The sequence below is a fragment of the Brevundimonas sp. GW821-FHT12E07 genome (assembly GCF_058807035.1).
Genome location: NZ_JBXAQH010000001.1, coordinates 1,459,910 through 1,472,828, shown reverse-complemented (window position 1 = coordinate 1,472,828; position 12,919 = coordinate 1,459,910). Strand labels below are relative to the sequence as shown.

The following is a 12,919-nucleotide window of genomic DNA, read 5'->3' as shown; positions in this document are numbered from 1 at the left end:
CCGGTCAGGACATCCAGCCGCCGGCGACGTCCACGACGGCGCCGGTCATATAGGCCGCGCCCGATCCGGCCAGGAAGACGACGACCTTCGCGATCTCCTCCGGTTCGCCCAGCCGCTTCATGGCTGTGACGGTCAGTTGGGCGGCGACCTGCTCCGGCGCGATGGCGTCGCTCATCGGCGAGCGGATGACCCCGGGCGCGACAGCGTTGACGCGGATGCCGTGCGGAGCGAGCGCCTTGGCCAGCCCTCGCGTCAGACCCAGCACCGCCGCCTTGGACGCCCCGTAGGCGACGATGGGGCTGCCCAGCTTTCCGGCGATGGACGCGATATTCACGATCGCCCCTTCCCGCCCGTCCTCGACCATCCAGCGGGCGACGATCTGGCTGAGCTGGAAAGGGGCGGTGGCGTTGATCCGCGCGGCCCGCTCGAAGTCCTCGACCGAGGTCTCGAAGAAGGGTTTCGGGTCGTAGTGGCCGGCGTTGTTGACCAGCAGATCGACCGCGCCGCCGTCGTCGCGGAACGCCTGCATGCTCCTCGCCACGCCCACCGGATCGGACAGGTCGCAGATCAGGTAGTCCCCCTGGGCGAAGGCCGCGCTCTCGATCCGATCCATGCCGACCACGCGATAGCCCGCCGCCGCCAGCTCGATGCAGATCGCCTGTCCAATGGCGCCGAGGCAGCCGGTGACCAGGGCGGTGCGGGACGTGTCGCCGGAAGTGCTCATGACGGGTTTGGTCGCTCTCCGGGGCGGTCGCCGCAACGGCGATCCCTGCCAAGTCCAGTTGCAAAACTGCGCGCACTTAGCCGTCTCGCCAAGAGGGACGGCGCGATAGGCTCGCAGCCGAACGCCTCCTGGCGGAAATCAGGAAACTCCGGAATGTACAGACCCTTCGACGCGCCTTCGATGAGCCGGTTTGAACCCGTGCCGATGAAGTTCGCCCTCGCGCAGACCGAAGGCGCGCTCTGGTCCACCGACGCCGTCACCGGCTTGAAGCAGCGCGACCTCGGCATCGGCGCAGCCTCCAGCGGCCAGGTCGTAGGTCGCGCGTTGAAGGCCGACGAGGCCGGTCAGGCGACGCGCTGGAGCGCCGCTTCGGACGGCGCGCTCGGCCTCCTCTATGTCACAGCGGGCGAGATCGCCTTCACCGGGATGGACGGAACCACGGTCCGGCTCGGCCCCGACGACTGCGCCTTTCAGGACGTGACCTCAGGCGCCATGGCGGTCGAATGGTCGGCGGCCTTCGCAGGCTTCGAAACCACCACCATGGGCCGGGGCGCGGGCGTCACGCCCCACCCGACCCTGGACTTCTCGACCGTCCGCCTTCCCGAGGGCGTGCGCCGGTATGGACCCGAGGTGTTCAAGGCCGACGGTGGGCCGCGCACCTTCTTCGTCTATCGCGATCTGGGGACCACCGCCGCGACCGGCGGGCGGGTCCATATCCACGTCGTGCGCGCCATCGGCCAGATGGAGGGCGGCACCGGCTGGCACGTCCATTCGATGAGCCAGATGTTCCTGGTGGTCGCCGGCTGGGTCGACATCGCCGTCGACGGCCAGCCGCCGGTCAGGATGTTCCCCGGCGACGCCATGTGCCTGGCCAACGGCATGCGGCACGACGTGGCCGGCTTCTCGCCCGACTATGTGGTGTTCGAGCTCTGCCTTCCCGCCGACTATTCGACCGTCCCGACCGTTGCCCCGGAAGATGCGGGGGCCGCCGCATGAACCTCCGGGCCGATCCGTGAACCCGCTCAACTGGGACGATTTCCGCTTCTTCCTGACGCTGGTGCGCGCGGGCAGTCCGGCGCGCGCGGCCAAGATCATGTCGGTGGATCACACCACCGTCCGCAGGCGTGTCGCCGCGCTGGAACGGGCGCTGGAGACCAAGCTGTTCGACCGCCAGAAGGATGTCTTCCAGCTGACGGCCCAGGGCGAGCGGATCCTGGAATCGACCGAGGCGGTGGAGAGCATCGTGCTCGGGGCCTCGGAGGAAGTGTCGGGGTCCGACACCTCGATCTCCGGTCCGGTCCGGGTCGGCGCCCATGACGGCTTCGGCAGCTACTATCTCGCGCTGCGTCTCGCCGAACTGTGCCGCCAGCATGAGAGTCTGAGGGTCACCCTCGTCGCCAAGTCGCGCTTCTTCGACCTGTCGAAACGCGAGGCTGACGTCGCCTTTGTGATCACCCGGCCCCAGCAGAGCCGACACATCATCCGCAAGCTGACCGACGTTTCCCTCTACCTGTATGCCTCGCGCGCATATCTGGACCGGTCGCCGCGCATCCGCTCGGCCGACGATCTGAACCCGCACCGCTTCATCGGATACATGCGCGACTTCGATTTCGAGCCGGCGCTGGACCCGACCTCACTCGCCTATTCCCGGCTGTCCCAGCCGGAGTTCGCCAGCTCCAATCTGGTGGCCCAACTTCATGCCGCATCCGCCGGCGGCGGCCTGTGCCTGTTGCCCGGATATATGGTCGAGAACGCGCCCGGCGATCTGGTTCAGGTCCTGCCGAAGGAGATCAAGGTGGTGCGCCAGCTGTGGATGATCATCCATCGCGATCTGCGGACCGTGAAACGCTACCGCGCCGTCTGCGACTACGTCCTCGACTGCGTCGCGCGCGAAAAGCACCTGTTCGTCTGACAAGGAGAGACCCGTGACCCTCAGACTGGACGGGCGGATCGCCATCGTCACCGGCGCGGGCGCGGGGCTGGGGCGGCATCACGCCCTGCTGTTGGCCCGGCAGGGGGCGAAGGTGGTCGTCAACGACCCCGGGGCGGCGGTCAACGGCGCGGGCGCGGACTACACTCCGGCGGCCTCGGTCGTCGCCGAAATCCGGGCCGCGGGCGGCGAGGCTGTGCCCAGCTTCGAAAGCGTGGCGACGCCGGAAAGCGCGGCCGCCATCGTCCAGACCGCGCTCGACGCCTTCGGCGGCCTCGACATCCTGGTCAACAACGCCGGCATCCTGCGCGACCGCACCTTCGCGAAGATGGAGCTGGACGACTTCCGCGCCGTCATGGACGTCCACTTCTGGGGGAGCCTCTACTGCACCCGCGCCGCCTGGCCTGTGCTGAACGCGCAGAAGTACGGGCGGGTCATCCTGACCACCTCCGTCTCGGCGACCGGCGGCAATTTCGGCCAGTCCAACTACGCCTCGGCCAAGGAGGGGCTGCTCGGCCTGATGCGGGTCCTGGCGCTGGAGGGGGCACGCAACAATGTGCTGGTCAACGCCATATCGCCGGGCGGGCTGACCCGGATGTCGGGCGAGGTCGATCCGGCCGACGCCCTGATGCAGGCGCTGGATCCGGCGCTCGTCTCGCCCGCCGTGGGCTGGCTGGCCAGCGAGCGCTGCGACGTCACCGCGACCATCCTGACCGCCGCCGCCGGGGGCTTCGGCCGCCTGCACTATTTCGAGACCGAGGGCGTCCAGTTCGACCCGACGCAGGAGATCACGGTCGAGATGTTCGACGCCCGCTTCGCCGAGATCGCCGACCTGTCGCACGGCGTCCCGACCCGGCCAGGCCCCGAAGGCCGGGTTCTGGAGCGGCTGGCGATGCTGGAGGCGCAGAAATGACCTTCGAACACATCGACTATGCGGTCCGCGACGGCGTCGCCCACATCACCGTCAACCGTCCCGCCAGCCGCAACGCCCAGAGCGAGCGGACCATGACCGAGCTGGGCGCCGCCTTCGACCGGGCCATCGCCGACGACGCGGTGCGGGTTATCGTCCTGGCCGGCGCCGGAGATCATTTCTCGGCCGGGCATGACCTCAAGGCCGCCGAGGACAACGGCCGGGGCTTCACCGTCGAGGAGCGCTACGCCTTCGAACAGCGCTTCTCCTTCGATCTGTCGATGAGGATCTGGGACGCGCCCAAACCGACCATCGCCTCGGTTCAGGGCGGCTGCATCGCTTACGGCTTCATCCTGGCCAATCTGTGCGACCTGATCGTGGCCTCTGATGACGCCTTTTTCGCGGACCCGGTCGTGGGGACCTTCGCTTCTTCGGGCGCGGGCGTGCTGCTGCATCATACGGTATTGGGGCTGAAGCTGGCCAAGGACATGCTCTACACGGGCCGTCGCGTCGGCGCGCAGGAGGCCTTCGACTGTGGCATGGTCTCTCGGCTGGTTCCGCGCGCGGAGCTGGAGGCGGCCACCGAGGCTCTCGCGCAAGAGATCGCGTCCAAGCCGCCGTTCGCGCTGCGGCTGGTGAAGCGGTCGCTGCACCGGGCGCTGGACATCCAGGGTTTCCGCGCCGCGCTTCAGGCCCATTTCGACACCCACCAGATCTCCCATGTGTCAGAGGAGTTCCGAGCCATGACCCGCGCCGGCTTCACCGATCCGTTGAAGCGGGGCTGATATGCGCGCCATCCCTCTCGCCGACCTGCCCGGACTGGCCGGAACCGAGCTGGGCGTGTCCGACTGGGTCTTAGTCGATCAAGCCATGATCGACGCCTTCGCCGTCCTGACCCGCGACCGTCAGTGGATCCATGTCGATGTCGACAGGGCGGCGCGTGAAGCGGACGGAACCATCGCCCACGGCTTTCTGGTCCTGTCCCTGATCGGCGGCATGACGGGCGAGATCGCGGTCTTCGCGGGCGCTCGGATGGGGCTGAACTACGGCTTCGACAAAATCCGCTTCCTGACGCCGGTCAGGGCGGGATCGTCGGTGCGACTGCGCGAAACCGTCGCCTCGGTCGAGGCGAGCGGCGACGGCCTCCTGCTGCGTCGCGAATGCCGGATCGAACTTCAGGGCTCTGACCGCCCCGCCGTCATCGCCGACTGGCTGACGCTCTTCTACCCGGCCTGAAGCCTCAGTCGCGCCAGGTCGGATCGAGCCGGTCGAGCTTTCTCAGAAGCGCCGGCCAGATCAGGGAGTGGGCTGTGTCGTGGCCCTGGTTCGGGCGGAAAGCCGCGACCTTCTGCACCGCCTCGTCGGGGGCCCAGTGGATTGGCCGCCCCATGCTCAGGGCCCGAACCTGAATGGTGCAGGCCGTCTCAAGGAAATACATCGAGGCGAAGGCCTCGGGGATCGACGGTCCAAGCGCCAGGGTGCCGTGGTTGCGCAGGAACATGATGTTCTTGTCGCCCAGGTCGCGGGCCAGCCGTTCGCGCTCCTCCATCTCGACCGCGATGCCCTCGAACTCATGGAAGGCGATGTCGTTGGCCAGCAGCATGGCCGTCTGGTTGAGCGGCAGCAGCCCCTCCTCCAGCATGGACACGGCGATGCCGTCGGGCGTGTGCAAATGCATGACGCACTGGGCGTCATGGCGAGCGGCGTGGATGGCGCTGTGGATCACGAACCCGGCCTTGTTCACCCGCCAGGGCGTGGGGCTCAGGATCGCGCCGTCCATATCGACCTTGATCAGGTCGTTTGGCCGGATCTCCTCGAACAGCATGCCGAAGGGGTTGATCAGGAAGGCGTTCTCTTCCGGCAGCCGGACCGAGATGTGGGTCGCGACCAGATCGTCCCACTTGAAGTGGGCCACCAGCCGGTAGGCGGCGGCCAGATCGCGGCGCAGGGCGGCTTCGGCGCTGTTGGGAACGGAGGATTCGATGTTCATGGAGGGCTCCGGCATCGGGGTCACGCCTGACCGGGGGACGCGGCGGCGACGCGATCAGCGGCGGCTTCCAGTCCCCCGGCGATCGCCAGACAGACCTGCGTCCGCTTGAGAACCAGATGGGGGTCCGCCTCGTCGCTGAAGCCGATACCGCCGTGGATCTGGATATTGGCCGCCGCGTTATCGAGCGCCGCCTGTCCGGCCATCAGGAAGGCGCTCTCGATCAGCATTTCCGCGTCGGCGCGCCCGTCGTCGAAGGCGACAGCGGCGAAGGTGACCAGATCGCGCGCGCCCCGGGCCGCCATGGCCATGTCGGCGCAGCGATGCTTGATCGCCTGGAAGCTGCCTATGGGGCGACCGAATTGTTCGCGCATCCCCGCATAGCCGACCGCCATCTGAAGGCCCGCCTCGGCCAGACCCGACAGCATGGCGGCGTCGAGCAGCCTCAGCCGCAGCGCCTCCTCCGGATCGAAGCCGGCGACGGAATTCCCCAGCCCCTCGGTGCGAACCAACCGCACGGTCCACAGCGCCTCGTCCAGAGGTTCAAGGTCGGCAGGAGCGGAATGCACCTTCGGATCCGCGCCGCGCAGCAGAACCAGATCGGCCTTGGGATCTGCGATCACGACGGTGCGTCCCCGCGCCTCATAGGCCACCGCGACCCGGCGTCCGTCCAGACCGGCGGGCCCGCCGCCATTCCAGTGGGCATGGGCGGCGCCGATGGTGGCGAGAACCGAGGGCGAGGCCAGCTGTCGCCCCAAAGCCGCGACGATCAGCACCTGCTCGGCCGCGCCGAGACCGCTGCCTCCGGCCGCCTCATCGAGCGCGACGCCAAACAGGCCCAGATCTTCCAGCGCAGCCCAGGTCTCGGCGGTTTCATCTGCGGCGACATGCAGGCGTGCGATCGGCAGCAGGTCTTCGAGCGCATCCGCCACGGTCGACGCCAGGGCGAGCTGATCGCCGCTGGGCTGATACCGCCCGCCCTGCTCTCCGCTCTCACCCATGCACCCGACTTTCAACCACCCGAACAGGCGGTCATCCTAGTCCCGGGAGGCGGTCGCCCGCATTGACGGCTCCAGACGAACCCCCGACCCGACGCGACACGTATCGTGTCCGGTCTGGCGCCTTGTCATCCCGAGCCTGACCCGGGATCAGGCCGCGGGCGCGATCAGGGCCTGACGCCGCAGCTGCAGCGGCGAGGTCGAGAACCAGCGGTCGCAGCTGCGCGACAGCACCGAGGCTTCGGCGTAGCCCAGCTTCTCGGTCACCCGCGACAGGGGCATGTCGGTCTGCTGGAGGTAGTGCAGGGCCAGATCCTTGCGCACGTCGTCCTTGATGCTTTCGAACGACTTGCCCTCCTGACGCAGGCGGCGCTGCAGGGTGCGCGGATGCATGCACAGCTCGGCCGCGACCCGTTCGTTGGTGCAGTCGTCGCCGCCCAGCAGCTGGCGCACCAGCCCCCGGACACGAGCGTGCATCGGCGGCGTCGCCGGCGGGAAGCGGGTGTCGATGAACGATGTCGCCATCTCATAGATCTGCTCGTCGGCCTCGGCGACCTCGCACAGCAGATCGTTCTCGGTCAGCATGATGGCGTCGGAGCGCTGGCCGAAGCGGACGTCGCAGCCGAACATGGCGCGATAGACCTCGGGCGCCGCGACCGGCGGGTGCCGGAACATCACCGCCCGCGCCGCGACCCCGTCGCCCGAAATGTCGCGAATATTGCGGTTGGCCAGCAGCAGGCCGTGCTCCACCGCCTGGGACCGCTGGGGCATATTCTCCAGCAGGATTTCGAGGCCCACGAACAGCCGGTGATTGGCGCGGTCCGGCTCGAACCGCACCCGGGTCGCCAGGCTGTAGGCGTGGATGTGCTTGGCGCAGTAGCCCAGCGCCTGACCCACGGTCTTGGAGTTCTTCATCACCACCCCGACCGGGCCGATGACCTTGTGCCCGCCCTGCAGCATGGCCAGCCGCATCCCGAAGTCGGGGCAGTTCAGCTCCGCCGCCGCCAGCTCCAGCAGCTGCACGAAAGACCGGTACTCCAGCACCGAACCGCGCTTGTCGAAGATGAAGGGGTCGATCCGCGCCTTGCGCATCAGGGGCGCGGGATCGCCGCCCAGCTCGATCACCAGCTCGGGGAAGAACCTCAGGGTCTCGATATGGACGACCTCGAAGCGCGCGTCGGCTTTCGCGGGCTCGTCGGCGGTGCGGTCCTGAACAAAATCCAGCGGCATGATGTTTCCTCGATGAACGCGGCCTTTTCGGCTTCTTGTTCCCGAAGCGGATCATGCGCCCGTCTCTGTGGCCCTGACAAGGCGGGCGCAGGGGCCACAGGGGGCGCCGGTCGCCATTTGCGGACACGATGTCGTGCTGGGTCAACGACAGCCGCCCGGCGACCGCGTAACCCTCAAGTCCATGTTCCCGCGTCTGTCCCTGCATCGCCACGCCCGCCGTCCGGATCGGACGGTCCCCGTTTCCCGCCCCGTTTCGCATTCCGCAGGGCGCTTCGGGATTCCTGCGAAATGACGGTGCAATCACGCAATTCAGCTTCAGCGGGCGCCGGGCGCCGTGAAATCGAAAACCGGAGCGTGCGCTGGGACCAGACTCGCGCCGAGGACGCCTATGCCCGCGGACTGTGGGTGCGCGAGACCCTCGCCGAGGCCCTGGACCGGGCGGCCCTGTCGACGCCAGACCGGGTGCTGATCGTCGATGGCGAAGTTCAACTGACCGCCGCCGAGCTTCGCCGCCGCGCCATCGTCCTCGCCGGTCGTTTGCTGGAGCGCGCACAGAGGGGGGCCGTCGTCTCCTTCATGCTGCCCAACTGGCATGAGGCGGCCCTGATCTATCTGGCCACGACCCTGGCCGGGATGGTCGCCCATCCGATCCTGCCGTCGCTCAGGGATCGCGAGCTGAAATTCATGCTCGACGACGTCGACAGCCGCATCATCTTCGTGCCCGCCGACCTGCGCGGCCACGACTATGTGGCCATGATGGACCGGGTCGTCGCTGACCTGCCCGCCCCGCCCGAGGTCGTTGTCCTGCGCGGCGAGGCCGGGCGCCATACTGCGTTCGAAGCGCTCGAGACCGGCGACATCGCGCCCCTGCCGATGCTGGAGCCCGACGCCGTCCGCATGATCCTCTACACCTCGGGCACCACCGGCCTGCCCAAGGGGGTGATGCACACCCATAACTCGATCCACGCCCTGGTGCGCCAGCTTCAGGCGCATTGGCTGATCGAACCCGGCGACGTCTTCCTCGTGCCCTCGCCCATCAGCCACATCGGCGGCTCCATCTACGCCTTCGAAATCCCGCTATTGCTGGGCACGACCGCCGTCCTGATGGACCGCTGGGAGGCCGAGGCCGGGCTGAACCTGATGCGCCGCCACGGCTGCACCCATATGGCCGGCGCCACCCCCTTCCTCGAGCAGCTGCTGGCTGCCGCGAAGGCGGCCAACAACCACGTGCCGAGCCTGAAGGTCTTCATCTGCGGCGGGGCTGCGGTGCCGCCATCGCTGATCCGCGCCGCCGCCGACTGGTTCGACAAGGCCCGGGTGACCCGCGTCTATGGCTCTACCGAAGTGCCCGTCACCACCGTCGGCGTGCTGGAGGCCGAGGCCGTCGATCTGGCCGCCGAGACCGACGGGCGGCCGGGGATCGCCGAGGTCCGGCTGATCGACGGCAACGAAGCCGTCGCCGCAACCGGCGAAGTCCGCGCCCGGGGACCTCAGATGCTGGTCGGCTATCTGCATGCCGAGGACGAGGCCACGGTCTTCGACGCCGACGGCTTCTACCGCACCGGCGACCTCGGCCGTTGGGACGACGGCTGTCTGGTCATCTCGGGCCGGGCCAAGGACATCATCATCCGCAAGGGCGAGAACATCGCGCCCAAGGAGATCGAGGACATCCTCGTCACCCACCCGCGCATCGCCGAGATCGCCGTGGTCGGCCTGCCCGACGTGACCACCGGCGAACGGGCCTGCGCCGTGATCGTGCCGCGCGACGGCGAGGCGCCCAATGTGGTCGAGCTCGGCGCCTTCTTGCGCGAGGCGGGGCTGGCCTCCTTCAAGATCCCGGAGCAGGTCGCCGTCCTCGACGCCCTGCCCAAGAACGACGCGGGCAAGGTGCTCAAGCATGTGCTGCGCGCCGACCTGACGCGAGGAGCGGCCTGATGGAGTTCGGCTGGTCGGCGGACGAGGTCGCGCACCGTGAACGCATCCGCTCGGTCCTCGACCGGATGCTGCCTGACAACTGGGAAGAGATCGCCCTCCACGGTCCGGGCAGCGAGGTCCAGACCGATTTCTCCTATGACTTCTGCGCGGCCCTGGCCGACGAGGGCCTGCTGATCCCCAACTGGCCGAGCGCATTCGGGGGCAGCGACGAAGGCGTCTGGCGTCAGTTCATCATGGCCGAGGAGGTCTGGTCGGCGGGTGAGCCCCGCGGCCCGCAATATATGAACATCAACTGGATCGGGCCGGTGCTCATGCGCTTCGGCACGGCGGACCAGCAGGACCGCTACCTGCCGCCGATCCGCGAGGGTCGCGCTATCTGGTGTCAGGGTTTCTCGGAACCCTCGGCCGGGTCGGACCTCGCCTCGCTGCGCACCACCGCTACCCCCGTCGAGGGCGGCTATCGGGTTTCGGGGGCCAAGGTCTGGACCTCCTACGCCGGGCGCGCCGACACCTGCTTCCTGCTGGCCCGCGTCCCGGCCGTGGAGGGCGCCGCGACCGGCAAGGCGGCCATCGTCATCCTGCTGACCGACATGAAATCGGCCGGCATCCAGGTGAAGTCCATCCCGTCCCTGATCGGTGACGGCGACATCCATGAGGTCTTCTTCGACGAGGTCTTCGTGCCCGAGGCCAACCGGCTGGGCGCCGAGGGGCAAGCCTGGGAGATCATCACCTTCGCCCTGCAGAACGAGCGGGTCGGCATCCCCCGCTACGAGTTCTCGCGCCGCATCCTCGACCGGGCGGTCGGGCGGTTGAAAGCCGACGGGCGCTGGGCCGATCCGGTGGTTCAGGACCGCGCCGGCCGGGCCCTGATGCTGTGCGAGGCGGCGCGGATGCTGGTCTACCGGATCGTCGACGCCCGGGCGCGCGACCTGCCGCCCGACGCCTATGGCGCGGTGGCGCGCTGGGCCGTGGTCCTGGCCGACAACGGGGTCAACGACTTCCTGACCGAGTTCCTGCCCGAGGGCCTTCTGGGCGAAGACCCGGTGCAGCAGGCGCACCACCAGCGCGCCATCGCCGCCGGGGTCGCCTCGGGCGCCGCCGAGATCCAGCTCAACCTGATCGCGCGCCGCTGGCTCGAGCTTCCGGGCGAAGGAGGCCGGCGATGAACTTCAGTCTCAACGAAGACCAGACCAGCCTGTTGACCGGCCTCGACCAGCTTCTGGCCGCCGAGGTGCCGCCCGCCCCGACCGAGCCGGTCTTCACCGAATACGCCCACGGCCTTGATGCGGTGCTGGGCGAGTCCGGCTTCCTCGATATCGCACGCGAGGAAGGCTTCGGCCTGCTGGACGCCGCCCTGATCGTCGAGCGGCTGGCGCGCCTGCCCCAGACGGTGGAGGCGGCCTCGACCGCGATCGTCGCCCCGGCTCTGGGCTTGGAAGCTGGCATCCGTCCGGTGGCCCTGACCAGCGGCAGCACAACCCGCGCGGCCCGCTACCTGCCCATGGCCCAGGTCCTTATCGTGGACCGGGGAACCGACGCCCTGATCCTGCCGGTCGATGCCGCGAAGGTGGCGCCGGTCGAGACCTTGTTCGCCTATCCCTACGGCCGTCTGACTGAGGTCGATGAGGGCGCCGGGACCGTCTTCGCCGACGTCGGCCTGCTGCGCCGCGTCTGGCGCGTCGCCCTGGCTGCAGAGGCCGCCGGCTGCATGGCCTCGGCCGTCGCCACCGTGGTCGAGCACGTCAGCACCCGCCAGGCCTTCGGCCGTCCGCTCGGCGCCTTCCAGGCCATCCAGCACCGCCTCGCCATGGCCGCCGAGACGACCGAGTCCGCCCGCTGGCTGGCCTTGCGCGCCGCCTGGTCGGGCCGCGACGACGACGCGGCCATCGCCGCCGGCTTCGTCCAGACCCGCATTCCGCAGTTCACCTTCGACCTGCACCAGTTCTCGGGCGCCATGGGCCTGACGCTGGAATATCCGCTGCACTACTGGACCTACCGCCTGCGCGCCCTGGTCGGCGAGTTGGGCGGGTCGACCGGCCAGGCGCGGGCCGCCGCCATCGCGGCCTGGGGAGACGCCGCATGACTGACATCGCCGAATTCCGCCGACAGGCGCGCGACTGGCTTCAGGCCAACAAGCCCGCCCAACCCCATCCGCTGGACGGCCCCGGCGCCCGCGAAGCCATCCTGTCCTGGCAGAAGACCCAGGCCGAGGGCGGCTGGGCCGGCATCGCCTGGCCGAAAGCCTACGGCGGCCGCGGCGCCAGCGTGCTGGAGCAGATCGTCTGGTGCGAGGAATACGCCCGCGCCGGCGCCCCCTCCCCGCTCGACGCTTCCTTCGTCGGGCTGAACCATGCCGGCCCGACCCTGATCGCCTGCGGCACGCCCGAGCAGAAAGCCTTCCACCTGCCCCGTCTTCTGAATGGCCAGGACATCTGGTGTCAGGGCTTTTCCGAGCCCGGCGCCGGGTCTGACCTCGCCGCCGTGCGCACGCGTGGCCGGATCGAGGGCGACGAACTGGTCATCGACGGCCACAAGATCTGGTCCAGCTATGCCGACATAGCCGACTGGCAGGAACTGCTGGTCCGCACCGACCCGACGGCCAAAACCTCAGGAGCCCTGACCTGGGTCATCTGCCCGATGAACGCGCCCGGCCTGACCGTTCGCTCCATCAAGACCATGGCCGGCCCTCGCAAGTTCTGCGAGGTCTTCTATGACGGGGTCCGCATCCCGCTGAAGAATGTCGTGGGCGGGGTCAACAACGGCTGGGGCACGGCCATGTCGACCTTGGCCTTCGAGCGTGGCACCGCCAGCCTTCCCCTGTTGCTGGGTCTGATCGAGGGGGTCGAGACCCTGTTGGCCGCCTGCCCGACCGACCGTCCGGCCATGCGCACCCGGATCGCCCGGCTGCGGGCCGAGGGGGCCGCCCAAAAGGCCATGGCCTATCGCTTCGCCCTCGACAGCGCCGACAGCGTGCCCGACTCGTCCGGCTCCATCGTCCGGCTGGGGTTCGCGGAATATGCCCAGCGCGTCTCGGCCGCCGCGCTCGACCTGTTCGGCATCGCCTCAGCCGAGGCGCTCGGCGAGCATGGGTTCAGCCACCACTATCTCGACGCCTTCTCCGAGACGATCGCGGGCGGCTCGGCCGAGATCCAGCGCAACATCATCGGCGAGCGCGTCCTGGGCCTGCCGCGCGGCCCCCGTTAGC

At 68.9% G+C, this 12,919-nt stretch carries 13 protein-coding genes; 9 read left to right on the top strand and 4 right to left on the bottom strand.

Annotation, left to right across the window (positions count from 1 at the left end; all coding sequences use genetic code 11):
- Positions 1-4 precede the first annotated feature (4 nt).
- A complete protein-coding gene (locus tag AC1ROD_RS06925) occupies positions 5-724 on the bottom strand; it encodes an SDR family NAD(P)-dependent oxidoreductase (protein ID WP_492947507.1) in 720 nt (239 codons plus the stop codon).
- A 153-nt stretch (positions 725-877) separates the two neighbouring features.
- Between AC1ROD_RS06925 and AC1ROD_RS06920 the strand changes: the two genes are divergently transcribed.
- Genes AC1ROD_RS06920 through AC1ROD_RS06900 form a run of 5 tightly spaced genes read left to right on the top strand, consistent with a single transcriptional unit; the run spans position 878 to position 4,800 of the window.
- Complete coding sequence (locus AC1ROD_RS06920) at positions 878-1,720, top strand: cupin domain-containing protein (RefSeq protein WP_492947506.1); 843 nt, start codon at positions 878-880, stop codon at positions 1,718-1,720.
- Between the two features lie 16 nt (positions 1,721-1,736).
- Positions 1,737-2,636, top strand: a complete 900-nt coding sequence (locus AC1ROD_RS06915; RefSeq protein WP_492947505.1) for a LysR family transcriptional regulator — start codon at positions 1,737-1,739, stop codon at positions 2,634-2,636.
- 13 nt (positions 2,637-2,649) lie between these two features.
- On the top strand, positions 2,650-3,567 hold the full coding sequence (locus AC1ROD_RS06910) for an SDR family NAD(P)-dependent oxidoreductase (protein ID WP_492947504.1): 918 nt from the start codon (positions 2,650-2,652) through the stop codon (positions 3,565-3,567).
- On the top strand, positions 3,564-4,349 hold the full coding sequence (locus AC1ROD_RS06905) for an enoyl-CoA hydratase (RefSeq protein ID WP_492947503.1): 786 nt from the start codon (positions 3,564-3,566) through the stop codon (positions 4,347-4,349). The genes AC1ROD_RS06910 and AC1ROD_RS06905 overlap by 4 nt, the downstream gene beginning before the upstream one ends.
- Position 4,350: 1 nt before the next feature.
- Entirely contained in the window at positions 4,351-4,800 is a 450-nt protein-coding gene (locus AC1ROD_RS06900; RefSeq protein ID WP_492947502.1) for a MaoC family dehydratase, read from the top strand.
- Positions 4,801-4,804: 4 nt separating this feature from the next.
- On the opposite strand, the gene AC1ROD_RS06895 is transcribed toward AC1ROD_RS06900, so the two are convergent.
- From AC1ROD_RS06895 to AC1ROD_RS06885, 3 genes are all read right to left on the bottom strand, one after another.
- Positions 4,805-5,554 carry a class II aldolase/adducin family protein gene (locus tag AC1ROD_RS06895; protein WP_492947501.1) on the bottom strand — a complete coding sequence of 250 codons (750 nt, stop codon included), beginning with the start codon at positions 5,552-5,554 and terminating at the stop codon, positions 4,805-4,807.
- A gap of 20 nt (positions 5,555-5,574) precedes the next feature.
- The gene (locus AC1ROD_RS06890) at positions 5,575-6,552 is read right to left on the bottom strand and encodes an acyl-CoA dehydrogenase family protein (protein WP_492947500.1); all 978 of its coding nucleotides are present in this window, start codon (positions 6,550-6,552) and stop codon (positions 5,575-5,577) included.
- 147 nt (positions 6,553-6,699) lie between these two features.
- Positions 6,700-7,779: an AraC family transcriptional regulator gene (locus AC1ROD_RS06885; protein WP_492947499.1), complete on the bottom strand. Its 1,080-nt coding sequence runs from the start codon at positions 7,777-7,779 to the stop codon at positions 6,700-6,702.
- Positions 7,780-8,133: 354 nt separating this feature from the next.
- Between AC1ROD_RS06885 and AC1ROD_RS06880 the strand changes: the two genes are divergently transcribed.
- From AC1ROD_RS06880 to AC1ROD_RS06865, 4 genes are read left to right on the top strand one after another with little or no spacing between them, the layout of a single operon-like run.
- Entirely contained in the window at positions 8,134-9,714 is a 1,581-nt protein-coding gene (locus tag AC1ROD_RS06880; RefSeq protein ID WP_492947498.1) for an AMP-binding protein, read from the top strand.
- Positions 9,714-10,880, top strand: a complete 1,167-nt coding sequence (locus AC1ROD_RS06875; protein WP_492947497.1) for an acyl-CoA dehydrogenase family protein — start codon at positions 9,714-9,716, stop codon at positions 10,878-10,880. Before AC1ROD_RS06880 ends, AC1ROD_RS06875 begins: the two co-directional genes overlap by 1 nt.
- Complete coding sequence (locus tag AC1ROD_RS06870; protein ID WP_492947496.1) at positions 10,877-11,797, top strand: acyl-CoA dehydrogenase family protein; 921 nt, start codon at positions 10,877-10,879, stop codon at positions 11,795-11,797. The genes AC1ROD_RS06875 and AC1ROD_RS06870 overlap by 4 nt, the downstream gene beginning before the upstream one ends.
- Positions 11,794-12,918 carry an acyl-CoA dehydrogenase family protein gene (locus tag AC1ROD_RS06865; protein ID WP_492947495.1) on the top strand — a complete coding sequence of 375 codons (1,125 nt, stop codon included), beginning with the start codon at positions 11,794-11,796 and terminating at the stop codon, positions 12,916-12,918. Before AC1ROD_RS06870 ends, AC1ROD_RS06865 begins: the two co-directional genes overlap by 4 nt.
- Position 12,919: the final 1 nt, after the last annotated feature.